The organism is Amorphus sp. MBR-141 (assembly GCF_053628695.1).
In genome coordinates this window covers 81,024-106,653 of record NZ_JBRJGW010000007.1, presented here as the reverse complement: position 1 = coordinate 106,653, position 25,630 = coordinate 81,024, and the positions used below count along the sequence as shown (strand labels likewise).

Below are 25,630 nucleotides of genomic sequence, written 5' to 3'. Positions count from 1 at the left end.
CGGGTCAGTCGAGCCAGGGCGGCAGGCTGTCGAGCCCAATCAATTCTTCGTAAGTCGGCCGTGGGCGGACCACGTGGAAGGCCCCGCCGTTGACCAGCACCTCCGGCACGAGGCGCCTGGTGTTGTAGGTTCCGGCCTGCACCGCGCCGTAGGCGCCGGCCGTCATCACCGCCAGAAGCTCGCCGCGTTCGGCCTCCGGCAGCATCCGGTCGAGCGCCAGGTAGTCCCCCGTCTCGCAGACCGGACCGACCACGTCGGTACGCACGGCCCTGCGCGCCGCGACCGTCTCGTCCACCGGCAGGATGTCGTGGTGGGCGTCGTAGAGCGTCGGGCGGATCAGGTCGTTCATGGCTGCGTCGACGATGAGAAAGTCCTTCTCCTCGCCGCGCTTGCGATAGATCACCTCGGTCACCAGGATCCCGGCGTTGCCGGCGATCATCCGGCCCGGCTCCAGAATGATTTGGCAGCCGAAGCGGTTGCCGTGCTTGCGGATCACCTCGGCATAGGCCTCGGGGCGCGGCGGAACCTCCAGCGTACTGTCATAGGGCACGCCGAGACCCCCGCCGAGGTCGACATGGCTGATCGTGTGCCCGTCGGCGCGCAACTGGTCCACCAGGGTGCCGAGAACGTCGAACGCCTGGTCGAACGGCTCCAGCGCCGTGATCTGCGAGCCGATGTGCATGTCGATGCCCACGACCTTCAGCCCCGGCAGTTGGGCGGCGTCCGCAAAGGCCGCCCGGGCCTTGTCATAAGGAATCCCGAACTTGGTTTCGCGCTGGCCGGTGGAAATCTTCTTGTGGGTCTTCGGATCGACGTCCGGGTTGATGCGCAGCGACACCGGTGCCACCAGGCCCATTTCGGTCGCCACCGCCGAAATCCGGGCGAGTTCCGGCTGGGATTCGGCGTTGAAGCATAGGATGCCGGCGGCAAGCGCCTCGGCGATCTCCCGGTCGGTCTTGCCGACGCCGGAGTAGACGATCTTGTCGCCCGGCACGCCGGCGGCAAGCGCCCGGCGCAGTTCGCCCTCGGAGACCACGTCCATGCCCGCGCCGAGCCGCGCCAGGGTGGTCAGGATCGCCTGGTTCGAGTTCGCCTTCATGGCGTAGCAGACCAGCGCCGGCAGTCCGTCCATCGCCTCCGTGAAAACGGTCAGGTGCCGCGTGAAGGTCGCGGTGGAGTAGACGTAGAAGGGCGTTCCGACGGCCTCGGCGATCGCCGGAATGGACACGTCCTCGGCGTGGAGGACACCGTCGCGGTAGTCGAAATGATGCACCCGAGGGCTCCGGGATCGGGGTCGGCAGCGGCCGGACCCAGGCTGATTACGAAAACGCGTCTTGCGCGCGCGCGGCACCGATCATGCGAACTCAGGGACCCGGCATTGGTCCCGACCGGGCCGGTCTGAACGGAAGGAAATCGCCTTACGTCTTCAGGATCGGATCGAGCAGGAATTTCGGCGAGCCATCAGGGCCGAGCTCCGGCTGAGGATGAGTGGCGGGATCCGGCGGCGGCGGCGCGTAGGGGCCCGCCCGTTTGCCGCAGGCCGAAAGACCCAGCGCCAGGCTCACCACAAGAGCCGCTCCCACAATCACGCGCCGATCCGCTCGAACCACGCTCGATCTCCCCGCTCGCGCGGCGCCCGCATCGGGCCGCCGGCCGTCCGTCCGTTCCATTCGCCGAACCGTCAGTCCCTTGATCCTCCGGAGCGCCCCTGCTGGTCAAGGCGTCGCCGCCACCGCTTCACCTGCGAACGCACATTCTTCGGCGCGGTGCCGCCGTAGCTGGTCCGGCTGGCGACCGACTTGGCCACCGATAGGACGCCTTTCAGCCGCTCGTCGATGCGCGCGTCGACCGCCTGCATTTCCTCAAGCGTCAGGGCATCGAGCGACCGCCCGCTGTCCGACGCGATCGCGACGATGCGGCCGGTCACGTGATGGGCTTCGCGGAACGGCAGCCCGGCCTCGCGCACCAGCCAGTCGGCCAGATCCGTCGCGGTCGAATAGCCCTGGCCGGCGGCGCGCCGCATGGCCTTCTCGTTGGGCACCAGATCGCGCACCATGCCGGCCATTGCAGCCACGCTCAGGGACAGGGTCGGCAGGGCGTCGAAGACCGGCTCCTTGTCCTCCTGCATGTCCTTGGAATAGGCGAGCGGCAGGCCCTTCATCACCGTCGAGAGCGTGGTCAGCGCCCCGAGAATGCGGCCGGTCTTCGCCCGCACCAGCTCGGCAGCGTCGGGATTGCGCTTCTGCGGCATGATCGACGAGCCGGTGGTGAACTTGTCGGACAGCTTGACGAACGCGAACGGCGCCGAGCACCAGATCACGATCTCCTCGGCCAGCCGGGAGAGGTGCAGCGCGCAGATGTTGGCGGCCGACAGCGCCTCCAGCGCGAAATCGCGATCGGAGACGGAATCCATCGAATTCGCCGTCGGACGGGCAAAGCCCATCGCTTCCGCCGTCGCCGCCCGGTCGATCGGAAACGCCGTGCCGGCCAGCGCGGCCGCGCCGAGCGGGCATTCGTTGAGGCGCGCGCGGGCGTCGGCGAAGCGGCCGCGATCGCGCCCGATCATTTCGACGTAGGCCATCAGGTGATGACCGAACGTCACCGGCTGCGCCGTCTGCAGGTGGGTGAAGCCGGGCATGATGGTCGCCGCGTGCGCCTCCGCCTGGTCAAGGAAGGCCGTCTGGAGTTCGGTGAGCGCCGCGTCGATGGTATCGATGGCGTCGCGCACCCAGAGCCGGAAGTCGGTCGCAACCTGGTCGTTGCGCGAGCGCGCGGTGTGCAGCCGCCCCGCCGTCGGACCGATCAGTTCGGCCAGACGCGCTTCGATGTTCATGTGGATGTCTTCGAGGGCGCGCGAGAAGGTGAACGATCCGTCGCGGATCTCGGCCTCGATTGCGTCTAGACCTTTGAGGATCGCCTCTCCATCTTCGCGTTCGATGATGGATTGCGCCATGAGCATGCGGCAGTGGGCACGCGAGCCAGCCAGGTCCTGGGCGTACAGCGCCTTGTCGAAGGCGATCGACGCGTTGATCTCCTCCATGATGGCGTCGGGGCCGCTCTCGAACCGCCCGCCCCACATCCGATTGCTCATGTCCGCACTGCTTTCATCGCCGTCGCATTGATCTTTGACCCGCCAGGGACGACCCGAACCCATGTCCGAACCAACCTGCAAGTCCCCTCGCCCGCGCCGCCGTGCGGCTGTCGCTGCCGCCGTGGTGCTGGTCGGCATCGTGGCCGGGGTGGGCGCGGTATACGTGACCGGCGGGTTTGCTGGCAACGGCGGCGACGGCCAATGCGCGGCGGCCGCATCGATGGCCGGCCGGCTCGACACCGCCGCCCAGGGCACGGTGGCCGGCTTCAAGCCGCTCGCGACCCCGGTCGACCTGTCCGCGCTCACCTTCCAGGATGGCGACGGGAAGTCCGTCAGTCTCGCCGATTTCGCTGGCCGGACGGTACTCTTGAACCTCTGGGCGACCTGGTGCGCACCGTGCCGGGCCGAAATGCCGGCGCTCGACGCGCTGGAAGAACGGCTGGGCGGCGAGGATTTCCAGGTGGTCGCCGTCTCCGTCGACACCAACGACGACGGCCGCGCCCAGGATTTCTACGCGGAAACAGGGATTTCGAACCTCGCCTTCTTCATCGAGCCGACCATGAAGCTGTTCGCAGCCCTGAAGAAGGAGGGCCTGGCGCTCGGCATGCCGACCACGATGATCGTCGACCAGCAGGGCTGCGCCGCCGGCGTGCTCAGCGGACCGGCCGAATGGGATGCTCCCGAGGCGGTGGGGCTGGTGACCGCGGCGATCGACGCCCAGCGCTGACGTGCGGCCAGGCCGGCCTACCACTCCCCCTCGGTCGGGATGTTCAGCGTCTCGCCGCAGTGCTTGCAGTGGACCGCATCGGGATCGTGGCGGCTCAGGCCGCAGTCCGGGCAGGAATACTGCACCTTCGTCGGCCGGAAGATCGTCTGCGCGAGGCGCAGGAACAGGCCGACCCCGAACATCATGATGAGAACGGCGAGCACGCGGCCGATGGTGTCGGTCAGGACGATGTCGCCGTAGCCCGTCGTCGTCAGCGTCGTAACGGTGAAGTAGAGCGCGTCGAAATAGGTTTGGATCTGCGGATTTCGCTGGTCTTCCAGGACGAACACCACGGCCGTCACCACGAAGATGAAGACGGTGAGATTCAACGCGGACTGTATAACCTCCTCGTTGCGCAGAAACCACTTCGAGTATTTACGCAGATCCTTGACGACATGATAGGAGCGCAGCAGCCTCAGCATCCTGATGACGCGCAGGAAGCCGAGATTGTCGATGAAGGCACTGGCAAAAAGACTGACGATGACGATCAGGTCGCAGATCGCCGTGAAGGAGCGCAGAAAGCGCAGCGGGCGATCCGCGATCAGCGTGCGCGCTGCGAAGTCCGCGACGACGAGGAGACCGATCAAATAGTCCACAAGGTGCCAGAAATGGCTGATTTCCAGCGTGGACGTCACCAGAAAATAGGCGATCAGCGCCAGATCGAGCACCAGAAGCGCAACGCGGAAGCGCTGCGCAGCGCGCGTATCGCCGTAATAAAGCGCGGACAGAACTGCGCGAATCCGCGCTATTCGCGTGGTTTGTGGCTGCGCACGCGCAGCCCCCTCCGTCTCGGTCGTCTTCTCGCTCACGCGGGCTGACACCTCCTGCATCCCTGTCCGCCCATAGCGTAGATTTGAGCGCGCCGCACCCACCTCGCGCAATCCGCCGCCTCGACACGCCCGATCCGTTCATGAAATTTCAGGGCCGAGGGTGTAGCATCGGGTGCCGCACGGGAAGCGCCGGCCGAATGGCGCTCGGCGGCGGGCACGAGGGAGTGGGACGTATGGGTTGGCTCGGATTTCCCCGGGGGATGATGCGCGTGGCCGCGGCGGCGGCCGTTGCGATGGGCGCGGCCACGATGGCCGCCGGCCCGGCGGCCGCCCAGGATCGCGAAATCGTCACCTACCGCGACACCGACCTGCCCGGCTTCGACTACCAGACCCTCAAGGAGGTGCCGCAGTCGGTCTGCGAATCCGCCTGCATCGCCGACACCCAGTGCCGGGCCTTCACCTACAACGAGCGCGCCCAGTGGTGCTTCCTGAAGTCCGACGTGGGGCCGCGTGAGCGCTTCGTCGGCGCGCTGTCGGGCGAGATCCGCACGGTCGACCGCGGCCAGGCCGCCCAGGCAGAGCCACTGCCGCTGCCCGACGTGTCATTCTTGCCCGAGGACACGGTGCGCGACGCGACGCGGCTGAGGGCCCAGGCGCTGGCGGCCATGCGCACCGGCCAGACCATCGGCCGCTTCAACCCCGGCTACGCCCGCCAGCTCACCGACGGCCCCGGCTGGGCGTGGACCGACGAGGCCCGCGACCTCCTGCAGATCAAGACCGACGACTGGCGCCAGCAGCAGGAACTGCCGCAGCAGGCCGCCGCTTCTGCCTATCTCGGCCTGACGCGCGCCACCGACGCCGCCCAGCAGGCGACCGCGCTCGCCACCCTGTCGGACGCCCTGCAGCGCCAGTCGCTGTGGCGGCCGGCGATCGAGGCGATGAAGGCGAGCCTCTCCATCGTCGACGATCCCGCGACGCGCCAGCGCTTCGAGGCGCTGCGCGACGAATACGGCTTCCGGATCCTCGACTATTCGGTGGATTCCGACGCCGCAAGCCCGCGCATGTGCGTGCAGTTCTCCGAAAACCTGCAGGGCGCCCCGGCCGAGCTCGCCAAGTATGTCAGCGTCGAGGAGATCCGCGACCCGGTCGTCTCGGTCGACGACCGCCAGCTCTGCATCGACGGGCTGAAGCACGGCGAGCGCTACCACGTGACGGTGCGCGCCGGCCTGCCCTCCACGGTGGGCGAGACGCTGGCGAACTCCGCGCCGTTCTCCATCTACGTGCGCGACCAGGCGCCGATCGCCCGCTTCTCCGGCAACGCCTACGTGCTGCCGCGCACCGGCGCCGTCGGCATTCCGGTGACCACCGTCAACACCCGCGAGCTCACCGTGGAGATCCTGCGGATCGGCGACCGGGGGCTGGCCGGCACCATCCGCGGCGGCGACTTCAAGCGGCAGCTGTCGTCCTGGGAGGTCGACAACATCGTCGGCGGCACCGGCTCCCGCGTCTGGTCCGGCGCGATGGACGTGACCATGTCCCTCAACGAGGAAATCACCACGGCCTTCCCGGTGTCCGAGGCGATCGGCACGCTGGAGCCCGGCGTCTACGTGATGACCGCCAAGCCCATCGAGGACAGCGAGACTTACGGCCAGCTGGCCACCCAGTGGTTCATCGTCTCCGACCTCGGCCTTGCCGCCATGTCGGGCACCGCGGGCGTCGATGCCTTCGTGCGCTCGATCGCCACTGCCGACGCGCTTGCGGGCGTCGAGGTGCGGCTGATCGCCCGCAACGACCAGATCCTCGCCACCGGCAAGACCGATGCGACCGGCCACGCGCTGCTGGAAACCCAGGCCGCGCCCCAGGCCGGCGACGGCATGACGCCGGCGCTGCTGGTGGCCGAGACCGAGAGCGGCGACTACGCCTTCCTGGACCTGACGGCGGCCGGCTTCGAGCTGACCGACCGGGGCGACCAGGGCCGCCCGGCCCCCGGCCCCCTCGACGCCTTCGTGGTGAGCGAGCGCGGCATCTACCGGGGCGGCGAGACGGTGCACCTGACGACGCTGCTGCGCGCCGACGATGCCGTCGCCACCACCGGGGTGCCGCTTACCCTGATCGTCCGCCGCCCCGACGGCATGGAGGACCGCCGCATCGTGCTCACCGGCGACCGCGCCGGCGGCTTCGCCACCGACATCGGCCTGCTGGCAGGCGCGATGACCGGCACCTGGCGGGTGTCCGCCTACGTGGACCCGAAGGCCCAGGCGATCGGCGGCACCACCTTCCTGGTCGAGGACTACGTGCCCGAGCGCATCGAGGTGAGCCTCGAGGCCGCGCAAGGCCCGGTCACCGCGGGCGGCCAGCTGGCGATCGACGTGGACGCCCAGTATCTCTACGGCGCGCCCGCTGCCGGCCTCACGCTGGAAGGCGAGACGGTCATCAAGCCCGCCGAGGAGGTGCCCGGCTTTGCCGGCTATTCGTTCGGCCTGGACGACGACCAGCTGACACCGGAGCGCGCACCGCTGGTGGAGCTGCCGCTCACCGGCCCCGACGGCCGGGCGACCATCTCCGCCGGCATCCCGACGTTTGCCGCCACCACCCGGCCGCTGGAGGCCGAGGTAACCGTGCGGGTGCGCGAGGCCTCCGGCCGCGCCGTGGAAGAACGCATCACCCGGGCCGTCGCCCCCTCCGCGCCGATGATCGGCGTGAAGCCGCTGTTCTCCGGCGACCAGGTGAGCGAGGGCGCCACCGCCGGGTTCGAGGTGATCGCCATCGGGACCTCCGGCGAACGCATCGACCTTGCCGGCGCAAACTGGGAACTGCTCAAGGTGAACCGCCGCTTCCAGTGGTACCGCGACGGCTCGAACTGGACCTACGAGCCGATCGTGTCCACCCAGCGGGTCGCCAACGGCACCGTCGATCTCACCACCGGCGACACCGCCCGCATCTCCGCGGCCGTCGACTGGGGCAGCTACCGGCTCGAAGTCACCGATCCGGGCAGCGCCACCACCGCGACCAGCGTGACCTTCTCCGCCGGCTGGGTGAGCCTGTCGGCCCAGGCCGACACGCCCGACGTCCTGGAAGTCGGCCTCGACAAGGCCGACTACACCCCCGGCGAGACGGCCAAGGTGCGCCTGGATCCCCGCTTCGCCGGGACCGCCGTCATCTCCGTGGTGACGGACCGGCTGCTCTATTCCGAGACCGTCGAGGTGCCCGCCGAGGGCACGTCCGTCGACCTCACCGTCGACGAGAGCTGGGGACCCGGCGCCTACGTGACGGCCATGCTGTTCCGCCCGATGGACGTCAGCGCAGGGCGGATGCCGTCGCGGGCGATCGGCCTCGACTGGCTGTCGCTGGACCGGCAGGCGCGCACCCTGGACGTCTCCTTCGAACTCCCGGACGTCGCCGAGCCCCGCACCACGACGGTGGTGCCGGTGACGGTGGACGGCATCGAGCCGGGCGAGACCGCCTACCTGACGGTGGCCGCCGTCGACGTGGGCATTCTCAATCTCACCGGCTACGAGCCGCCGGACCCGGCCGAATGGTATCTCGGCCAGCGCCAGCTCGGCATCTCCATGCGGGATCTCTACGGCGACCTGATCGATTCGCTGGGCGCCGTGCGCGGCCAGATCCGCTCGGGCGGCGGCGCCGACGCCGGTGCCTTCCAGGCCGCGCCGCCGACGCAGGAACCGGTGGCGCTGTTCTCCGGCATCGTCACCGTCGGTGCCGACGGCAAGGCGGAGGTGCCGTTCGACATCCCCGCCTTCAACGGCACGCTGAAGGTCATGGCGATCGCCTGGACGAAGGGGAAGGTCGGCAATGCCGACGCCGATCTGATCGTCCGCGATCCGGTGGTGGTGACCGGCAGCCTGCCGCGCTTCCTCGCCCCCGGCGACGCCACCCGCATCCGCTTCGATTTCGACAACGTCGACGGACCGGCCGGCGCCTATGAGCTGACGCTGGTGCCGACGGGACCGGTGGTGCTCGACCAGTCGACCGCCTCGCTCACGCTGGACGCCAAGCAGACCGCGACGGTGGAGGTGGGCCTGTCGGCCGATGAGCCGGGCACCGGCACGATCACCGCGACGCTTTCGGGGCCCGACGGCCGTTCCTTCGCGCAGTCGTTCACCCTGCCGGTCCGACCGGCGGCACCGCCGGTCAGCGAACGTCGGCTGCAGGCGCTGGCCTCGGGCGGCGAGACGACCATCGACGCCGGCCTTGCAGCATCGGTGCTGCCCGACGACGCGCGGGTGACGCTGGCCGTCACCAGTGGGGCGCCGATCGACGTGCCCGGTATCCTGGCGGCGCTCGACACCTACCCCTACGGCTGCGCGGAACAGACCGCGAGCCGGGCCATGCCGCTGCTCTATCTGGCGCAGGTGGCCGCCGACGTGGGCATCGCCTCCGATCCGGCGATCAAGGAGCGGGTGGACAAGGCGATCCGCCGGGTGCTGGCGATGCAGGATTCCTCCGGCGGGTTCGGCCTGTGGGCGCCGGTCGGCGGCAATCTCTGGCTCAACGCCTACGTCACCGACTTCCTGACGCGCGCCCGGCAGGCCGGCTACACCGTGCCGGCGCTGTCGATGACGCTGGCGCTCGACAACATCCAGAACACGCTCTCCTACAGCTCCGACTTCCAGGCTGGAGAGGGCGCCGACGTCGCCTACGGGCTCTATGTGCTGGCCCGCAACGGCCGCGCCTCGATCGGCGACCTGCGCTACTTCATCGACGAGCGGCTGGACGATTTCGGGACGCCGCTGGCCAAGGCGCAGGTCGCCGCCGCGGTGGCGTTCTCCGGCGACCGGCAGCGCGCCGACCGGGCCTTCTCGGCCGCCGCGGACGGACTGCCGCCGATCGGCCAGGACGACCTGCCCAACCGCAGCGACTATGGCTCGCCGCTGCGCGACGCCGCGGCCGGCCTGACGCTTGCCGCCGAAGCCAGCATCGACGTGAGCGGCCTGCCGGCCTTCACCCGGGCTGTGGCGGTTGCCAGCGAGGCACACACCGACGGGCTGTCGACCCAGGAGATGGCTTGGCAGCTGATGGCGGCGCATGCGCTCAGCAGCTCCGACGGCGGGCTGGACCTGACCGTCGACGGACTGCCCCACGGCGGCGCCGTGTTCCGCTCCATGTCGGTGCCGGCCCTGCAGCGCGACCCGATCCGCATCGCCAACCGCGGCCACGAAACGGCCCAGGTGGCGGTGACGGTGACCGGCACGCCTCGGCTGCCGCTGCCGGCCGCCGCCAACGGGCTGTCCATCGAGCGACAGTACTACAGCCTCGACGGCGAGCCGGTGGATCCGCGCCAGGTGGCCCAGAACGACCGGATGGTGGTGGTGCTGACGGCGACCGAGGTGGAGGCGCGGCCGGCCGAGCTACTGATCGCCGACCTGCTGCCGGCGGGCTTCGAGATCGAGAACCCGGCGCTGGTGACCAGCGCTGATCTCGCCGCCTTCCCGTGGCTGCAGACCGACGTCACCCCGGACCATCTCGGCTTCCGGGACGACCGGTTCATCGCGGCGTTCTCGCGCTCCGGCGACAGCACCGATCCGATGATCGTCGCCTACATGGTGCGGGCGGTGTCGCCGGGCACGTTCGCCCACCCGGCCGCCCAGGTGGAGGACATGTACCGGCCCGGCCGCTTCGCGCGCACCGCGCCGGGATCGGCCACCGTGCGTCCGGTCAGATGACCGCATCCGGGACGCCGCGGCGGCGCCGGCGGGGCCGCCGCCTCGCCTTCGCGGCCGTGGCCGTCGGCGGGCTCGTCGCCACCGGGGCGGTGGCGGCGGCAGTGTTCGACGCGCGCAATCCGCCGACCCTCGATCCGACCGGCCGCCCGTCGGTGATGGTGCTGGACCGCAGCGGCACGCTGCTGCGGCCGTTCACGACGCAGGCCGGCCGCTGGCGGCTGCCGGTTGCGGTGGACGCGGTCGACGCGCGCTATCTGGAGCTGCTGTTCGCCTATGAGGACAAGCGGTTCCGGGACCACTTCGGCGTCGACCCGCGGGCGATGCTGCGCGCCGTCTGGCAGGCGGTGACCACCGGCGGGATCGTCTCGGGCGGGTCGACGCTGACCATGCAGACGGCGCGGCTGCTGGAGGACCGGCACGAGCGCACCCTCGACCGCAAGCTGGTGGAAATGGTCCATGCCGTGCAGCTGGAGCGGCGGCTGAGCAAGGACGAGATCCTGAAGCGCTATCTGGCGCTGGCGCCGTTCGGCGGCAATCTGGAAGGGGTGCGGGCGGCGAGCCTCGCCTATTTCGGCCGCGAGCCGGCGCGGCTGACACTTGGCCAGGCGGCGCTGCTGGTGGCGCTGCCCCAGGCGCCGGAAGGACGGCGGCCGGACCGGCACCCGGAGGCGGCAAAGGCGGCCCGCGACCGGGTGCTCGACCGGGTGGCGGCGGCCGGCGTCATTTCCCAGGCCGAGGCCGACGAGGCCAAGCGCGAGCGCGTGCCGACGGCGCGCCGGCCGGTGCCGATGCTCGCACCGCACCTGGCGCGGCGGCTGGTGGCCGGAGAGCCCGAGGCCGCCATCCACCGCACCACCCTCGACGCGCGGCTGCAGCGCGAGCTGGAAACGCTGGCGCGGGAGCGCGCGGAAACGCTGGGCCCGGCGATCTCCACGGCGATCCTCGTCGCCGACCAGCAGAGCGGCGAGATCCTGGCCTCCGTCGGCTCGGCCGACTTCCTGTCGACCATGCGGCAGGGCCACGTCGACATGACAAGGGCGATCCGCTCGCCGGGCTCGACCCTGAAGCCGTTCATCTACGGGCTCGCCTTCGAAGCCGGACTGGCCCACCCGGAAACCCTGATCGAGGACCGGCCGATCCGCTTCGGCGACTACCGGCCGGAAAATTTCGATGACGTGTTCCACGGCACCGTGACCATCCGCGAGGCGCTGGAGCGCTCGCTGAACGTGCCGGCGGTGGCCGTCCTCGACGCCATCGGCCCGAACCGGCTGGCGGTGCGGCTGCGCGGCACCGGCGCGACCCTGAAGCTGCCGCGCATCGAGGCGCCGTCGCTGGCGATCGGGCTGGGCGGGCTGGGGCTGACGCTGGAGGATCTCGCCTACCTGTACGTGGCGCTTGCCCGCGGCGGCGCGCCGGTGCGGCTGCACGCGCTGCCGGTGGCCGACGGGGCCGATCCGGCGCGCGGCGCCGGCGACCGGCTGTTCGACCGGCGCGCGGCGTGGCTGGTATCCGACGTGCTGCGCGGCACGCCGCCGCCGGTGAACGCGCGCGGCGGCGAGATCGCCTACAAGACCGGCACCTCGTACGGATACCGGGATGCGTGGTCGATCGGCTTCGACGGAAAGACGGTGGTGGCCGTGTGGGTGGGGCGGGCCGATGCGGCACCTGTGCCGGGGCTGACCGGCCGCACGGCGGCAGCCCCCCTGCTGTTCGACGCGTTCGCACGGGTGTCGCCGGCGCGCACGCCGCTGCGGGCGCCGCCGCCGGGGACGCTGATCGCCGACACCGGCAGCCTGCCGATCCCGCTCCGGCGGTTCCGCGACCCGCGCCGGCCGGAGGTGGATCCGTCCCGGCCGGGGCTGACCATCGCGTTCCCGCCCGACGGCGCCACGGTGTCGCTCACGGAGCCGGGTGGCGGACGGCAGCCGCTGTCGGTGAAGGTCGAGGGGGCGGCGGAGAGGCTGGTGTGGCTGGTCGACGGGCGGCCGATCACGGTGCCGGCGCACCGGCGCGGCACCCAGATCGCCATCGATCATCCGGGCGTCGTGCGCATCACCGTGCTCGACCCGGAAGGCCAGTCGGATTCGGTGACCGTCACCGTGGAGTGACCGCGGTGGAGTGACCGCGGTGGAGTGAGCGGGGCCGCCGGACGCGCCGGCGGCCTACCCCTTCCGGCGCCCGATGCCGAAGCCCACCGCCATCGCGGTGAACATCAGCCCGAACACCACCGGCTTCTTCGGCGGCCAGACGCTGCCGACGCCGGGGAACGGACCGGCTTCAGAGGGTCCCGCCAGGGGCGCTGCGGCCGCTGGCGGTTCAGATAAAGGGCGGCGGACGACCACCCTCCGTCGCCGCCTGCCGAGAAGCAGCGGGATGATCACCAGAAGCGCCAGAAAGGCGCCGGCCAGCACCAGGTCGGCGGTGACCGGGTCGTAGCGCTCGGCGAGGAGCCGGTGCAGCGCGTTGGCGAGGTAGATCACCATGCCAAGCGCCGCCAAAAGGGCTGCCAGCGACAGGACGACCATGCGGACGATGCTCCGCACGGTCATCATGGCGGACAGCCTGGCGGTCGCCGTCAGCTCGGTCAGCAGGGTGGATATCATCGTCCGCGGCTGAGGAAGCCGAGGAACAGGCCGAAGCCGAGCGCCACCAGAACGGCGGTGAACGGATTGCGGTGGATCGCCGCTTCCGCTTCCTCCTCGTACGACTTCATCTCGTCGTAGGCGGCGTCGCGGTATTCCCGGCCCTGGCGCTTCATCCGGTCGGCACCGCTGTGCAGGCGCTCCTTGAGAGCGTCGGCTTCCTCGCCGAGCAGGTTCCGCACCGTATCGGTGAGGCTCGCCAGATCGGCGCGCAGCGCCTCAATGTCCCGGGAAATATCGTCGGTCTTCCGGCCGGCCTGGTTGGCCGCAGCCTTGGCGCGCTCGTCAGCCATCTTCGCTTCAACGTCAGCCATCGTCGTCTCCGTCGCTCGTCCTGATGCGGCTGAGGACCCCAGCCCGCTCGACCCAAGGAACGGCGCTCGAAGCCGTAAGTTCCCTGCAGGCCCCCACAGTGTCGCACGTCTGCGAATTGGTGACGACGGCGGCCCGCCCCCGCAAGGCCCGATCCCCCGACAGGGTTAAAGCGGGCCCGCCGGGCCCCGGCTCAGGTCAGCTTGCGGCGGCCGGCCGACCCTTCCATGGCCCGCGCCGCCGCCTCCTCGCGGACGACGTCCAGCAGGTAGGCGAGGAAATCGAGCCCCGAGCCGCGCGCCATCGTCGCCAGCTCGACGCTGATGCCCTCGATATACTGCGCGGCGTCCTCGGGCCGGATGGTGCCCGAAGCGTCGTCGCGCTTGCCATGCTGATCCGTCGGCGACATCGGCAGCGACCTCCTGATCTCTCCCGGATGCGGACGGGAGCCTGCCGACATATATCATGACGTGCATGTTTTGGTGAAGATACTCTCATTGGTTGCTGTTGCCGTGCGATAGGGTAGCGTACGCCGCAGACGACCCCATTTGACAGGGCGCCTTGGATTCCGGATTGTCCGCCCCTCGGTCGACGCCCCTGCTCCGCTCGGACCGGGCCGCGCCGGGGCAGCTCCGCCCGGCGGTGGCCCTGGTTTTTCACGCTTCTCGAAGATCCAACGAACGCGAAGGTATCGATGCACGTCGTTGTCGTGGAATCGCCTGCCAAGGCGAAGACGATCAACAAGTATCTCGGCCCGGACTACCACGTCCTGGCGTCGTACGGTCACGTCCGTGACCTGCCGGCGAAGGACGGATCGGTGCGTCCGGACGAGGACTTCGCCATGTCGTGGGCCGTTGATGCGAAGTCCCAGAAGCGCATCAACGACATCGCCCGCGCGGTGAAGGACGCCGACGTCCTGATCCTCGCCACCGACCCGGATCGCGAGGGCGAGGCGATTTCCTGGCACGTGCTGCAGGCGCTCCGCGACAAGAAGGCGATCAAGGACCAGCGCATCGAGCGCGTCGTCTTCAACGCGATCACCAAGCAGGCCGTGACCGAGGCGATGCGCAACCCGCGCGCCATCGACACGCCGCTGGTCGACGCCTACCTGGCGCGGCGGGCGCTGGACTATCTGGTCGGCTTCACGCTGTCGCCGGTGCTGTGGCGCAAGCTGCCCGGCGCCCGCTCGGCCGGCCGCGTGCAGTCGGTGGCGCTGCGCCTCGTCTGCGACCGCGAGGCGGAGATCGAGGCGTTCATCACCCAGGAATACTGGTCGGTGCTCGCCAAGATGATCAGCGCCGGCGGCGAGCCGTTCGACGCCCGCCTCACCGGGCTCGACGGCAAGCGGCTCGACAGGCTTTCCATCAAGACCGGCGACGAGGCGACGGCGATCCGCACCTTCCTCGACGGCGCCGCCTATGCGGTCACCTCGGTGGAGGCGAAGCCGCAGCGGCGCAACCCGCAGCCGCCGTTCACCACCTCGACGCTGCAGCAGGAAGCCTCCCGCAAGCTCGGCTTCTCGTCGGCGCGCACCATGCAGATCGCCCAGCGGCTGTACGAGGGCGTCGACATCGGCGGCGAGACGGTCGGCCTGATCACCTACATGCGGACCGACGCGGTGCAGATGAGCCAGGAGGGCATCCAGGCCATGCGCCGGGAGATCGCCGCCTCCTACGGCGACCGCTACCTGCCGGAGAAGCAGCGCCACTACGCGACCAAGGCGAAGAACGCCCAGGAAGCTCATGAGGCGATCCGCCCGACCGAGGCGTCGCGCCGCCCGAAGGACGTCGCCCGCCTGCTCGACGCCGACCAGGCGAAGCTCTACGAGCTGATCTGGAAGCGCGCCGTGGCGAGCCAGATGGAATCGGCCGAGATCGAGCGGACCACCGTGGAGATTGCCGCCACCGGCGGCGGCCGCGCCGCGGAGCTGCGCGCCACCGGCCAGGTCATCAAGTTCGACGGCTTCCTCACCCTCTACCAGGAGGGCAAGGACGACGAGGAAGACGAAGGCGGCGGCCGGCTGCCGCCGATCGAGACGGGCGAGAAGCCCACCAAGACCGCCATCGAGACGCGCCAGCACTTCACCGAGCCGCCGCCGCGCTACACCGAAGCCACCCTCATCAAGAAGATGGAGGAACTCGGCATCGGCCGGCCGTCGACCTATGCGAGCACCATGGCGGTGCTGCGCGACCGCGGCTACGTTGCCCTCGACAAGCGACGGCTGGTGCCGGAGGACAAGGGCCGCCTGGTCACCGCGTTCCTGGCGGCGTTCTTCGAGCGCTACGTGGAGTTCGACTTCACGGCGAGCCTGGAGGAGAAGCTCGACAAGATCTCCAACGGCGACCTCGCCTGGCAGGACGTGCTGCGCGAGTTCTGGAAGGACTTTTCCTCCAACGTCGACGAGACGAAGGAACTGCGCGTCACCGACGTGCTCGATTCCCTGAACGAGATCCTCGGCGCCCACATCTTCCCGAAGAAGGCGGACGGCAGCGACCCGCGGGCCTGCCCGTCATGCGCCGACGGCCGTCTGTCGCTCAAACTCGGCAAGTTCGGCGCCTTCATCGGCTGCTCGAACTACCCCGACTGCCGCTTCACCCGCCAGCTGGCCCAGGCCAACGGCGAGGGCGAGGCGGAGGCCGAGGGACCGCGCGTTCTGGGCACCGATCCGGACAGCGGACTCGACGTGACCTTGCGCTCGGGCCGGTTCGGACCCTATATCCAGCTCGGGGAGCCGGCCGAAGGCGAGAAGCCGAAGCGCGCCACCCTGCCGAAAGGCTGGAGTGCCGCGACCCTCGATCTCGAAGCCGCCCTCAAGCTCCTGTCGCTTCCACGCGAAGTCGGCATGGACCCGGAGAGCGGCAAGCCGATCACCGCCGGCATCGGCCGCTACGGCCCGTTCGTCCTGCTGGACGGCACCTACGCCAACCTCGATTCGCCCGAAGAAGTGTTCACCGTGGGGCTCAACCGCGCGGTGACCCTGATCGCGGAGAAGCGCGAGAAGCGCGGCAAGGGCCGCGCCGGCGCCGCCGAACTGAAGGCGCTCGGAGAGCATCCGACCGCCGGCGGACCGGTGAGCGTGCGCGACGGCAAGTACGGCCCGTACGTCAACCATGGCAAGGTGAACGCGACGCTGCCGAAGGGCAGCGACCCGCAGGCCCTCACCATGGACGAGGCGGTGGCGCTGATCGAAGCCAAGGCCGGGGCGCCGAAGAAGGCATCCACCCGGTCGGCGGCGAAGCCGAAGGCATCCGCGGCCAAGTCGAAGGCGAAGACCTCGACAACGGCCAAGAAAGCCACCACGTCAACCAAGTCCCGGTCCACGAAGGCATCGGGCAAGACCCCTGCGGCGAAGACCGCCAAAGGGTCTTCCAAGACATCAAGCTAGCGCGGGGCTGGCAAGCGGGAACCGATTTCCCGCCCGCCCCTTGCGCCGGCGCAAGAGAAACGATCACCTTGCTGGGGAGCGGTCCCGTCGGACCCGACCCACCCCGTGATCTGGAGACGAGGCCCAGGTGGCCCGAGCAAAGAAAACAATCGAACCGAACGAACTGCCCTCTCGCGAGGCCATTCTCAAATTCATCGCCGAAAATCCCGGCGCAACCGGCAAGCGCGAAATCGCGCGGGCCTTCAACATCACCGGCGACCAGCGCATCGGCCTGAAGAAGCTGCTGCGCGAGCTGTCGGACGACGGTCTGGTGGAGCGCCGGGGACGGCGCCTCGACCGTCCCGGCACGCTGCCCAGCGTCACGGTCCTCTACCTGTCCGGAAAATCCAGGGACGGCGAGCTTATCGGCGAGCCGACCGAGTGGGACGAAGAGGAACACGGACCGGCGCCCAAGGTCGTCGTGCTCACCGAGCGGAAGGGCCGCGGCCGGCCCGGACCGGCGCCCGGCGTCGGCGACCGGGTGCTCGCCCGCATCAGCGAAGCCACCGACGACGCGCCGCTGCAGACCGCCAAGATCATCAAGGTGATCGATCGCAAGCCGGCACGCATTCTCGGCGTGCTGCACGACACCGGCCGCGGCGGCCGCCTCTCCCCGGTCGACAAGAAGCAGAAGGACACGCTGCTGCTCGACCCCGACGACATGGGCGACGCCCAGGACGGCGAGCTCGTCGAAGTCGAGGTGAAGCGCGCCGGCCGCTACGGCCCGGCGACGGCCCGGGTGGTCGCCCGCATCGGCTCGATGAGCTCCGAGCGCGCGATCTCGATGATCGCCATCCATTCCCACGGCATTCCGCACGTGTTCCCGAAGGCCGTGCTGAACGCGGCGGAAAAGACCAAGGCGGTGACGACCCTGAAGGGCCGCGAGGACTGGCGCCAGCTGCCGCTGATCACCATCGATCCGGCCGACGCCAAGGACCACGACGACGCCGTCCACGCCGAGCCCGATCCCGACCCCAGCAACAAGGGCGGCGTGATCGCCACCGTGGCGATCGCCGACGTGGCGCTCTACGTGCGCGCCGGCTCGCCCCTCGACATGGAGGCGGAGAAGCGCGGCAACTCGGTCTACTTCCCCGACCACGTGGTGCCGATGCTGCCGGAGCGGCTGTCGACGGACCTGTGCTCGCTGCGCGAGGGCGAAGACCGCCCCGCGATGGCGGTGCGGATGGTCTTCGACAAGGCAGGCCGCAAGCGCGGCCACTCGTTCCACCGGGTGATGATGCGCTCGGCGGCGAAGCTCTCCTATCAGGAGGCGCAGGCCGCCATCGACGGCATGCCGAACGACAAGACCGGCCCACTGGTGGCGCCGATCCTGAAGCCGCTGTGGGAGGCCTACGAGATCCTGTCGGCCGGGCGCGATGCCCGCGAGCCGCTCGACCTCGACCTGCCGGAACGCAAGATCCTCCTGAAGCCCGACGGCACCGTGGACCGCGTCATCACGCCGGACCGCCTCGACGCCCACAAGCTGATCGAGGAGTTCATGATCCAGGCCAACGTGTGCGCCGCGGAGACCTGCGAGAAGGCCGGCCTGACCATCCTCTACCGGATCCACGACAGCCCCAGCCAGGAGAAGCTGACCGGCCTGCGCGAGTTCCTGTCGACCATCCAGATGAGCTTCCCGAAGACCGGCAACCTGCGGCCGTCGCAGTTCAACGGCGTGCTGCACAAGGTGCGGGGCAGCGAGAACGTCCACCTGGTCAACGAGGTGGTGCTGCGCAGCCAGGCCCAGGCGGAATACTCCCCCCACAACATCGGCCACTTCGGGCTGAACCTGAAGCGCTACGCCCACTTCACCTCGCCGATCCGGCGCTACGCCGACCTGGTGGTGCACCGGGCGCTGATCCGCGCCGCGAAGCTCGGCTCCGACGGGCTGACCGACGAGCAGGCGGCCGGGCTGGACGTGCTGGCCGGCGAAATCTCCGTGGCCGAACGCCGGGCGATGGCGGCCGAACGCGAAACCGTCGACCGGCTGATCGCCCTGTGGCTGGTCGACCATGTCGGCGCCAACTTCTCCGGACGGATCGTCGGCGTGACGCGGTCCGGCCTGTTCGTCGCCCTCGACGATTCGGGTGCGGACGGATTCATCCCCATATCCACCATCGGCGAGGACTACTTCCGCTACGAGGAGGCCGCCCGCGCCCTCGTCGGCAGCCGCACCAAGGTGCGCTACCGGCTGGGCGACCGGGTCGACGTGCGGCTCGTTGAAGCAGCGCCCTTTGCGGGCGCCCTTCGGTTTGAGCTTCTGCGCGAAGGCCGGTATCAAGGAGCAAAGTCCCGGCCGCAAAAGAAGCCCCCGGCTTCGGGCGGACGCAAGCGGCCCACCGCCAGCAAGGGACGACGAAAGGCGCGTACATCATCATGACCCAGTCGACGCCATCCACCTTCGGAGGCCGCTCCGACGGCCTGCCGGTCCGTGACATCTGGCCCGCCGTGCTGCGCGGCGCCAAGGCCAAGTGCCCAGCCTGCGGCATCGGTTCGATGTTCGAGGGCTACCTGACGGTGCGCGACCAGTGCCCGCACTGCGGCGAGGACCTGCACCATCACCGCGCCGACGACGCGCCGCCCTATTTCACCATCGTGATCGTCGGCCACATCATCGTCAGCCTCGTGCTGGCGGTCGAGATCGCCTACCACCCGCCGTTCTGGGTGCACGCGCTGCTGTGGGGACCGCTGACGCTGATCTCGTGCCTGGCGCTGCTCCGGCCCATCAAGGGGGCGCTGGTGGCCTATCAGTGGGCCCTCTACATGCACGGGTTCGACCCGAACGCGCCGCCCGAGGGACCGATCCCGGATCCCGCGGCCGAGGTGCGTCAGTGACCGACTTCACCCTCCGCCTGACCCAGGCGGAGCGGGTTACGACCTATCCCAACCGGCGTCCCAAGGACGCCGCGACGCTGCTGATCCTCGACCGCCGGGGCAAGGACGTGCACGTGCTGATGGGCAAGCGCCACAAGGCGCACGTGTTCATGCCGGGCAAATTCGTGTTTCCCGGCGGGCGCGTCGACCCCGGCGATTCCCGGGTGCCGGTGGCCTCCGACTACGACGAGACGACGCGGATGCGGGTGATGGCGAAGATGCGCGCGCCGAGATCGGCCGCCCGCGCTCGCGCGCTGGCCGTCACCGCGATCCGCGAAACCTACGAGGAAGTCGGCATCCTGATCGGCGCCCGAAGCGCGCGAAAGCCCGTCGGTGCCGACTGGGCGGCGTTTGCCGAGCGCTCGCTGCTGCCCGACCTGGCGCCGTTCCGCCTGCTGGCGCGCGCCATCACGCCACCGCGCCGGCCGCGCCGCTTCGACACCCGCTTCTTCGCCGTCTCCGCCGACCACATCGCCGACCGGCTGCCGGGCAACGCCGGCCCGTCCGGCGAACTGGAGGACGTGCAGTGGGTGCCGCTGCGCGACGTCGCCCATCTCGACATGCCCACCGTCACCAAGACGGTGATCGACGAGCTCTTGCTGCGCCTCGACGGCGATCCGGACCTGCGCGAGGCGGCGCCGGTGTCGTTCTACCACTGGCGCGGCAACGGCTTCGTCCGGGAGACGGTCTGATGCCCCGCACCGTGGCCTGGCTGTCCCTCCGCGTCCCGCCGCTCCGCAGCGCGAGCTAGCGGCAATGGGCTCGGCGGTCGACGGTTCCGCCCCGGGAAACTGGCCGGCCATCGCCGCCGCCATCGCCTCGATGGCGGCCGTGGGCCTGTCGATCAGCCTTGGCCTGCCGCTGCTGTCGCTGGTGCTGGAAAGCCGCGGCGTCTCCACCACGATGATCGGTCTCAACTCGGCGGTGGGCGGCATCGCCTCGCTGCTGGTGCCGCTGGCGGTGCCGGCGGCGGTCAGCTGGTTCGGCACCGCCCGCGTGGCGATTGCGGCGCTGGCGGTGATGGCGGTCACCTTCCCCTTCTTCTATCTCGTCGATGCGTTCTGGGCGTGGTTTCCGCTGCGCTTCGTGTTCTTTGCGGCCGCGACGACGGCGTTCGCGGTGGGCGAGTTCTGGATCAACGCGCTGGCGCCCGACGGCAAGCGCGGGCTGGCCATCGGCATCTACGCCACCGTGCTGTCGCTGGGCTTTGCCGCCGGCCCGGCGATCCTCGGTCTGGTCGGCACCCAGGGGGCGACGCCGTTCCTGATCGGCACGGCGATCTTCCTGGTGGCGCTGGTGCCGATGGCGCTCGCCCGCAACCAGGCGCCGCGCGGCCTGTCCCGACCGAAGACCAAGGTCGTGACGTTCCTGGTGGTGGCACCAGCGGCGATCTTCGCCGTCATGGCATTCGGCGCGGTCGAATCGGGCGGGCTGGCGCTGCTGCCGCTCTATGGACTGGAACTCGGCTTCACGCCGCGCGAGGCGGCGCTGCTGGTGTCGGCGATGGCGCTCGGCAACGTCGTCACCCAGATCCCGCTCGGGCTGCTGGCCGACCGGGTCGACCGGCGCGTGCTGCTGCTCGTCTGCGCGCTGGTGGGCGTCGGTGGGGCGCTGGCCATGCCGCTGGCCGCCGGCGATCTCGCCATCCTGCTGGCGCTGCTGTTCGTCTGGGGCGGCATGACCGGCGGGCTCTACACCGTCGGCCTCACCCATCTCGGCGCCCGCTTCTCCGGCACCGACCTCGCCGCCGCCAACTCGGCCTTCGTGATGATGTACGCGGCCGGCATGCTGGTCGGCCCGGCGATCATGGGGATCGGGCTGGATCTGTGGCCGCCGAACGGGCTGCCGGTGGCGGTGGCCGGTTTCTTCGCCGCCTATGCGATCCTGGCGGCAGTCCGCATTGCCCAGGCGCGGGCCGGCTGAGGCGGGCGGATCGCGAACGCCGCTTGACTTTGCCGCGCCGGTGACTAGGTTTCGCGCTTCACGATTTCCGCACCCACGGAGCCCATTGGCGGCCGGGGCCACGCGCGATCCACGTGACCGACGTCGTCCGATCGGACCGATTGCGAGCAGACCGACCGTGAACGGACCGAAACGGCGCGCCGACCGACCGTTTCATCACTCGCATTTTCGCACACGCGAAGCGGCTTCCGCTTCACCGGGAATGCTCCAGCGCCAGGGACTGCCGACATGGCCAAGGCCACAACCATCAAGATCCGCCTCGTGTCGACCGCCGACACCGGCTACTTCTACGTCGCCAAGAAGAATTCCCGGACCATGACCGAGAAGATGGTGAAGACGAAGTACGACCCGAAGGTGCGCAAGCACGTCGAGTTCCGCGAAGCGAAGATCAAATAGCCCGGCTCCTTTTGCCGCGCTGAGGGCGGCCCCGCTCGGACCCTCCGGTCCGCCGCACGGGGCCCCTGCCCGACCGATCCGCAGCCGTTTCCCGTCGAGCAGGTGATGTCACCCGGCGGGGCCAGGCTCCAGGCGCCGAACGGCCACGCCGTCCGGCGCTTTTTGCGTTCTCCGGAGGCCGCCATGCAGCAGCAGATGTCCGTCGTCACCCTCGGGGTCGCCGATCCCGAGCGGTCGCGCCGCTTCTACGCCGACGGGTTCGGCTGGACGCCCGTCTTCGAGATCGCCGGCGAGATCGTGTTCTTCCAGATGAATGGCTTCGTGCTCGGCCTGTGGCGGCGCGAGGCGCTGGCCGAGGACAGCAACCGGCCGCCCGCCGACGGGCCGGGCGCCTTCGCGCTCGCCCACAACGTGGCGGCGGCCGACGACGTCCAGCCGGCGCTCGACCGGCTCGCGGCGGCGGGCGGCACGATCCTGCGCAACGCCGAGGCGCCGCCCCACGGCGGGCTCCGCGGCTATGTCGCCGACCCCGACGGCCACGCTTGGGAAATCGCCTTCAACCCCGCCTGGACCATCGGCGCCGACGGCAGCATCACCTTCGGGGTGTGATCCGCAGCCCACGGCAAACCCCGAGATCCGAGAGGCTGCGGCCTGCCGCCCTGGATCCCCGCCTTCGCGGGGAGGAGCGGAGTTTGGGGCAACGGCGGAGAGACCCAGCCTTCCGTCCTCGCCGCCCGCACCCACCAGCGCGCGACCGCGCGCCGGCCGGAGGCCGCCCACCCGGAGCCGGTGCGCCCAGCGCACTCGGCGTGAGGGGCATAAAATCAGGCCTCGCCAATGAACGTGCGGACCGTTTCCAGGAACTTGTCGACCGAAATGGGCTTCGACAGATAGGCCTCGCAGCCGCCCTGGCGGATGCGTTCCTCGTCGCCCTTCATGGCAAACGCGGTGACGGCGACGATGGGGATCGCCTTCAGGTCGTCGTCGGCCTTGATCTGGCGGGTGACGTCGAGGCCGGACACCTCCGGCAGCTGGATGTCCATGATGATCAGGTCGGGACGCTCGGACCGGGCGAGCGTGATCGCCGTGGTGCCGTTGCGGCTCTCCACGACGTCGTAGCCGGACGCCTCCAACAGGTCGTGGAAGAGCTTCATGTTGAGCTCGTTGTCCTCCACGATCAGAACCCGTTTCGGCATGCATCCCCCGGAATGCGCGGCCCGGACGGCTGCCCTGTGCAGCCCGCCGCATGGGTCTTCGAATCGACCGCGAACCGGCGCATGATAGTCTTCGCACGCCGGATGTGAACCTGATGCGCCGGCTTTGCCGCGCACGGGCCGTCCGCACCCACCCCGACCACGGATCGCACGGGCATGCCCGGTCTCTGCCGCGATTGCCACACCAGCTTCGAGGACGGCGCCACGCGCCGCACGCGCTGTCCCGCCTGCGGCAGCCCGCGCCTGGTGCAGCACCGCTCGCTGACCCGGCTCGCCATCGCCCATGTCGACTGCGACGCCTTCTACGCCTCGGTGGAGAAGCGCGACGACCCGTCGCTCGCCGACCGGCCGGTGATCATCGGCGGCGGCAAGCGCGGCGTCGTCTCCACCGCCTGCTACATCGCCCGCATCTCCGGCGTGCGCTCGGCCATGCCCATGTTCAAGGCGCTGGAGGCCTGCCCCGACGCCGTCGTCATCAAGCCCAACATGGCGAAATACGCCGCCGTTGCCCGCGAGATCCGCGCGCTGATGGACGAGCTGACGCCGCTGGTGCAGCCGATCTCCATCGACGAGGCGTTCCTGGATCTCGCCGGCACCGAGCTGCTGCACGGGGCGAGCCCGGCCGCGACGCTGGCGAAATTCGCCAGCCGCGTCGAGCGCCAGGTCGGCATCACCATCTCCGTCGGGCTGTCGGCGAACCGCTTTCTGGCCAAGTACGCGTCCGACTTCGACAAGCCGCGCGGCTTCGTGGTGATCGACCAGGCCGAGGCGGTGGAGCGGCTCGCCGAGGAGCCGGTGTCGAAGCTGCCCGGCGTCGGCCCGGCGCTGGAGCGGACGCTGCGCGCCGCCGGCTTCCGGCTGGTGCGCGACCTGCAGGCCGCCTCGGAGGAGACGCTGCTGCGCCGCCTCGGCGCCCAGGGCCAGCGGCTCGGCCGGCTCGCCAACGGCATCGACCCGCGCCGCGTCGACCCCTCAGACGGGCGCAAGAGCGTCAGCGCCGAGACCACCTTCGACACCGACATCTCCGACGCGGCGACGCTGCTGCCGATCCTCAGGCGACTGTCGGAGAAGGTGTCGGCGCGGCTGAAGGCACAGGAGATCGCCGGTCGGACCGTCACGCTGAAGCTGAAGACGCGGGAGTTCAAGCTGACGACGCGGGCGCGCCAGCTGCCCGACGCGACGCGGCTCGCCGACCGCATCTTCTCCACCGGCGCCGACCTGCTCACCCGGGAGATCGACGGGCGCAGCTTCCGGCTGATCGGCATCGGCGTGTCGGAGCTGGAGCCGGTGATCAACGCCGATCCGACCGACCTCCTGGAGCCCCAGCGTGCCAAGCGCGCCCAGGCGGAACTGGCCATCGACCGGCTGCGCGGCAAGTTCGGCGACCGCTCGGTGGAGCTCGGCCTCACCTTCCGCCCGGACGGCGGCAAGCCGCGGCGGTAGGGTGAATGATCCGCGCCCACGGAAGAGGCCCCCGAGACCTCGATCACATGTCACCGGGGTTCGTCGGCTGTCAGCGCAAAGCCGCTGGGAAAACGGACGGCGGCCGGGCTAAAAGAGGTGCATGGGGTTCGGCGTCTTCATTCACCGCGCAGATTCGATTTATCGGGACATTCCCGAGAAGCAGTATCATTTCCCCAGCCAGTATCGGCGTCGCGTCGAGGCCTGTGTGGGCGACTGGATCGTCTATTACGAGCCGACCAAGGTGCGTGAGACGAAAGGCTACTTCGCCGTCGCCAAGGTCGAGAAGGTCATCCCCGACCCGACGGCGGCGGGCATGTACCTCGCCCTGATCGAGCCCGGCAGCTACCTGGATTTCGCCGCCCAGGTTCCGTTTGCCGATGCAACCGGCGCGCTCGTCGAGCAAGGGGTGCTGAACGAGGACGGGCGGATCTCCGGCCGCGCCCAGGCAGCCGTACGCCCGCTGTCGCCAGCTGATTTCCGCCGCATCATCGACCGCGGTCTGGACGATCGGGAGCCTTTCCTGCCCCGCCTCGGCGATGCAGCCCCGAAGGACGGCTTTCACGACGAGCAGGCGCCCTTCACCTTCGAAGAGCCGCGCGACCGCCTCGTGCAGCTGACGTCCCGTATCGTCCGCGACCGCACGTTCCGGCGGGTGGTGTTGCGCGCCTACGACCAGCGCTGCGCCATCAGCGGCCTGCGCTTTATCAATGGCGGCGGACGTGCGGAGGTCGATGCCGCCCATATTCGGCCCGTCGAGGCAAACGGCCCCGACACCGTTCGCAACGGTCTGGCGCTGTCGGGGACCGCGCACTGGATGTTCGACCGGGGCCTGATCAGCCTGTCGGACGACCTGGAGATCCTGGTCTCCCGGCAATCCAACGACCCCGGCGAGATCCGCGCTTTCCTCAACAAGAGCGGACGAGCGATCGCCCCCGAGCGGGCGGCGGAGCGCCCTCACCCGGTTTACCTGCAGTGGCACCGGGACAACTGCTTCAAGCAGTGAAAAAGCAGCTGAGGACGGCGCCCGCGAG

20 protein-coding genes are annotated in these 25,630 nt (G+C 69.9%); 12 read left to right on the top strand and 8 right to left on the bottom strand.

What is annotated here, in order from left to right:
• Window positions 1–4 precede the first annotated feature (4 nt).
• The 3 genes from lysA to argH form a co-directional block, all read right to left on the bottom strand.
• Entirely contained in the window at window positions 5–1,273 is a 1,269-nt protein-coding gene (gene lysA, locus ACSSVZ_RS11595) for a diaminopimelate decarboxylase (protein ID WP_453970131.1), read from the bottom strand.
• 145 nt (window positions 1,274–1,418) lie between these two features.
• On the bottom strand, window positions 1,419–1,565 hold the full coding sequence (locus ACSSVZ_RS11590; protein WP_453970129.1) for a hypothetical protein: 147 nt from the start codon (window positions 1,563–1,565) through the stop codon (window positions 1,419–1,421).
• Between the two features lie 116 nt (window positions 1,566–1,681).
• Window positions 1,682–3,091: an argininosuccinate lyase gene (argH, locus tag ACSSVZ_RS11585; RefSeq protein WP_453970127.1), complete on the bottom strand. Its 1,410-nt coding sequence runs from the start codon at window positions 3,089–3,091 to the stop codon at window positions 1,682–1,684.
• A 61-nt stretch (window positions 3,092–3,152) separates the two neighbouring features.
• Between argH and tlpA the strand changes: the two genes are divergently transcribed.
• Window positions 3,153–3,818: a thiol:disulfide interchange protein TlpA gene (gene tlpA, locus ACSSVZ_RS11580; RefSeq protein ID WP_453970126.1), complete on the top strand. Its 666-nt coding sequence runs from the start codon at window positions 3,153–3,155 to the stop codon at window positions 3,816–3,818.
• 17 nt (window positions 3,819–3,835) lie between these two features.
• On the opposite strand, the gene ACSSVZ_RS11575 is transcribed toward tlpA, so the two are convergent.
• Window positions 3,836–4,606 (bottom strand): ion transporter, encoded by a 771-nt coding sequence (locus tag ACSSVZ_RS11575; RefSeq protein WP_453970429.1) that lies wholly within the window; start codon window positions 4,604–4,606, stop codon window positions 3,836–3,838.
• 254 nt (window positions 4,607–4,860) lie between these two features.
• Between ACSSVZ_RS11575 and ACSSVZ_RS11570 the strand changes: the two genes are divergently transcribed.
• The gene (locus tag ACSSVZ_RS11570; RefSeq protein WP_453970125.1) at window positions 4,861–10,311 is read left to right on the top strand and encodes an alpha-2-macroglobulin family protein; all 5,451 of its coding nucleotides are present in this window, start codon (window positions 4,861–4,863) and stop codon (window positions 10,309–10,311) included.
• Window positions 10,308–12,419 carry a penicillin-binding protein 1C gene (gene pbpC, locus ACSSVZ_RS11565; protein WP_453970123.1) on the top strand — a complete coding sequence of 704 codons (2,112 nt, stop codon included), beginning with the start codon at window positions 10,308–10,310 and terminating at the stop codon, window positions 12,417–12,419. Before ACSSVZ_RS11570 ends, pbpC begins: the two co-directional genes overlap by 4 nt.
• Window positions 12,420–12,473: 54 nt before the next feature.
• On the opposite strand, the gene ACSSVZ_RS11560 is transcribed toward pbpC, so the two are convergent.
• From ACSSVZ_RS11560 to ACSSVZ_RS11550, 3 genes are all read right to left on the bottom strand, one after another.
• The gene (locus tag ACSSVZ_RS11560) at window positions 12,474–12,914 is read right to left on the bottom strand and encodes a hypothetical protein (protein ID WP_453970122.1); all 441 of its coding nucleotides are present in this window, start codon (window positions 12,912–12,914) and stop codon (window positions 12,474–12,476) included.
• Window positions 12,911–13,267: a DUF883 family protein gene (locus ACSSVZ_RS11555; RefSeq protein WP_453970121.1), complete on the bottom strand. Its 357-nt coding sequence runs from the start codon at window positions 13,265–13,267 to the stop codon at window positions 12,911–12,913. The genes ACSSVZ_RS11560 and ACSSVZ_RS11555 overlap by 4 nt, the downstream gene beginning before the upstream one ends.
• A gap of 191 nt (window positions 13,268–13,458) precedes the next feature.
• Entirely contained in the window at window positions 13,459–13,674 is a 216-nt protein-coding gene (locus ACSSVZ_RS11550) for a hypothetical protein (protein ID WP_453970119.1), read from the bottom strand.
• A gap of 285 nt (window positions 13,675–13,959) precedes the next feature.
• Between ACSSVZ_RS11550 and topA the strand changes: the two genes are divergently transcribed.
• From topA to ACSSVZ_RS11515, 7 genes are all read left to right on the top strand, one after another.
• Window positions 13,960–16,650 carry a type I DNA topoisomerase gene (gene topA, locus ACSSVZ_RS11545; protein ID WP_453970117.1) on the top strand — a complete coding sequence of 897 codons (2,691 nt, stop codon included), beginning with the start codon at window positions 13,960–13,962 and terminating at the stop codon, window positions 16,648–16,650.
• A gap of 127 nt (window positions 16,651–16,777) precedes the next feature.
• The gene (gene rnr, locus ACSSVZ_RS11540; protein WP_453970116.1) at window positions 16,778–19,069 is read left to right on the top strand and encodes a ribonuclease R; all 2,292 of its coding nucleotides are present in this window, start codon (window positions 16,778–16,780) and stop codon (window positions 19,067–19,069) included.
• A complete protein-coding gene (locus tag ACSSVZ_RS11535) occupies window positions 19,066–19,524 on the top strand; it encodes a DUF983 domain-containing protein (RefSeq protein WP_453970115.1) in 459 nt (152 codons plus the stop codon). Before rnr ends, ACSSVZ_RS11535 begins: the two co-directional genes overlap by 4 nt.
• Window positions 19,521–20,255 (top strand): NUDIX hydrolase, encoded by a 735-nt coding sequence (locus ACSSVZ_RS11530; RefSeq protein ID WP_453970114.1) that lies wholly within the window; start codon window positions 19,521–19,523, stop codon window positions 20,253–20,255. Before ACSSVZ_RS11535 ends, ACSSVZ_RS11530 begins: the two co-directional genes overlap by 4 nt.
• A gap of 64 nt (window positions 20,256–20,319) precedes the next feature.
• Window positions 20,320–21,486, top strand: a complete 1,167-nt coding sequence (locus ACSSVZ_RS11525; protein WP_453970112.1) for an MFS transporter — start codon at window positions 20,320–20,322, stop codon at window positions 21,484–21,486.
• 267 nt (window positions 21,487–21,753) lie between these two features.
• On the top strand, window positions 21,754–21,921 hold the full coding sequence (gene rpmG / locus ACSSVZ_RS11520; protein ID WP_453961216.1) for a 50S ribosomal protein L33: 168 nt from the start codon (window positions 21,754–21,756) through the stop codon (window positions 21,919–21,921).
• A 183-nt stretch (window positions 21,922–22,104) separates the two neighbouring features.
• Window positions 22,105–22,530: a VOC family protein gene (locus ACSSVZ_RS11515; RefSeq protein WP_453970111.1), complete on the top strand. Its 426-nt coding sequence runs from the start codon at window positions 22,105–22,107 to the stop codon at window positions 22,528–22,530.
• Between the two features lie 215 nt (window positions 22,531–22,745).
• Here the strand turns inward: ACSSVZ_RS11515 and ACSSVZ_RS11510 are convergent, their stop codons facing one another.
• Window positions 22,746–23,117 (bottom strand): response regulator, encoded by a 372-nt coding sequence (locus ACSSVZ_RS11510; RefSeq protein ID WP_453961214.1) that lies wholly within the window; start codon window positions 23,115–23,117, stop codon window positions 22,746–22,748.
• A gap of 174 nt (window positions 23,118–23,291) precedes the next feature.
• On the opposite strand from ACSSVZ_RS11510, the gene ACSSVZ_RS11505 reads away from it, so the two are divergent.
• Both ACSSVZ_RS11505 and ACSSVZ_RS11500 read left to right on the top strand, forming a co-directional pair.
• Window positions 23,292–24,578 (top strand): DNA polymerase IV, encoded by a 1,287-nt coding sequence (locus ACSSVZ_RS11505; RefSeq protein WP_453970110.1) that lies wholly within the window; start codon window positions 23,292–23,294, stop codon window positions 24,576–24,578.
• Window positions 24,579–24,699: 121 nt separating this feature from the next.
• A complete protein-coding gene (locus tag ACSSVZ_RS11500; RefSeq protein WP_453970108.1) occupies window positions 24,700–25,602 on the top strand; it encodes an HNH endonuclease in 903 nt (300 codons plus the stop codon).
• Window positions 25,603–25,630: the final 28 nt, after the last annotated feature.

Excerpts from the sequence above, each read along its gene's own strand:
- ACSSVZ_RS11560 (WP_453970122.1), bottom strand. The coding sequence starts at position 12,914 with ATGATATCCACCCTGCTGACCGAGCTGACGGCGACCGCCAGGCTGTCC.
- ACSSVZ_RS11550 (WP_453970119.1), bottom strand. The coding sequence starts at position 13,674 with ATGTCGCCGACGGATCAGCATGGCAAGCGCGACGACGCTTCGGGCACC.
- argH (WP_453970127.1), bottom strand. The coding sequence starts at position 3,091 with ATGAGCAATCGGATGTGGGGCGGGCGGTTCGAGAGCGGCCCCGACGCC.
- tlpA (WP_453970126.1), top strand. The coding sequence starts at position 3,153 with ATGTCCGAACCAACCTGCAAGTCCCCTCGCCCGCGCCGCCGTGCGGCT.
- pbpC (WP_453970123.1), top strand. The coding sequence starts at position 10,308 with ATGACCGCATCCGGGACGCCGCGGCGGCGCCGGCGGGGCCGCCGCCTC.
- ACSSVZ_RS11515 (WP_453970111.1), top strand. The coding sequence starts at position 22,105 with ATGCAGCAGCAGATGTCCGTCGTCACCCTCGGGGTCGCCGATCCCGAG.
- ACSSVZ_RS11525 (WP_453970112.1), top strand. The coding sequence starts at position 20,320 with ATGGGCTCGGCGGTCGACGGTTCCGCCCCGGGAAACTGGCCGGCCATC.
- topA (WP_453970117.1), top strand. The coding sequence starts at position 13,960 with ATGCACGTCGTTGTCGTGGAATCGCCTGCCAAGGCGAAGACGATCAAC.
- ACSSVZ_RS11570 (WP_453970125.1), top strand. The coding sequence starts at position 4,861 with ATGGGTTGGCTCGGATTTCCCCGGGGGATGATGCGCGTGGCCGCGGCG.
- ACSSVZ_RS11500 (WP_453970108.1), top strand. The coding sequence starts at position 24,700 with ATGGGGTTCGGCGTCTTCATTCACCGCGCAGATTCGATTTATCGGGAC.
- ACSSVZ_RS11555 (WP_453970121.1), bottom strand. The coding sequence starts at position 13,267 with ATGGCTGACGTTGAAGCGAAGATGGCTGACGAGCGCGCCAAGGCTGCG.
- ACSSVZ_RS11505 (WP_453970110.1), top strand. The coding sequence starts at position 23,292 with ATGCCCGGTCTCTGCCGCGATTGCCACACCAGCTTCGAGGACGGCGCC.
- ACSSVZ_RS11535 (WP_453970115.1), top strand. The coding sequence starts at position 19,066 with ATGACCCAGTCGACGCCATCCACCTTCGGAGGCCGCTCCGACGGCCTG.
- ACSSVZ_RS11510 (WP_453961214.1), bottom strand. The coding sequence starts at position 23,117 with ATGCCGAAACGGGTTCTGATCGTGGAGGACAACGAGCTCAACATGAAG.
- rpmG (WP_453961216.1), top strand. The coding sequence starts at position 21,754 with ATGGCCAAGGCCACAACCATCAAGATCCGCCTCGTGTCGACCGCCGAC.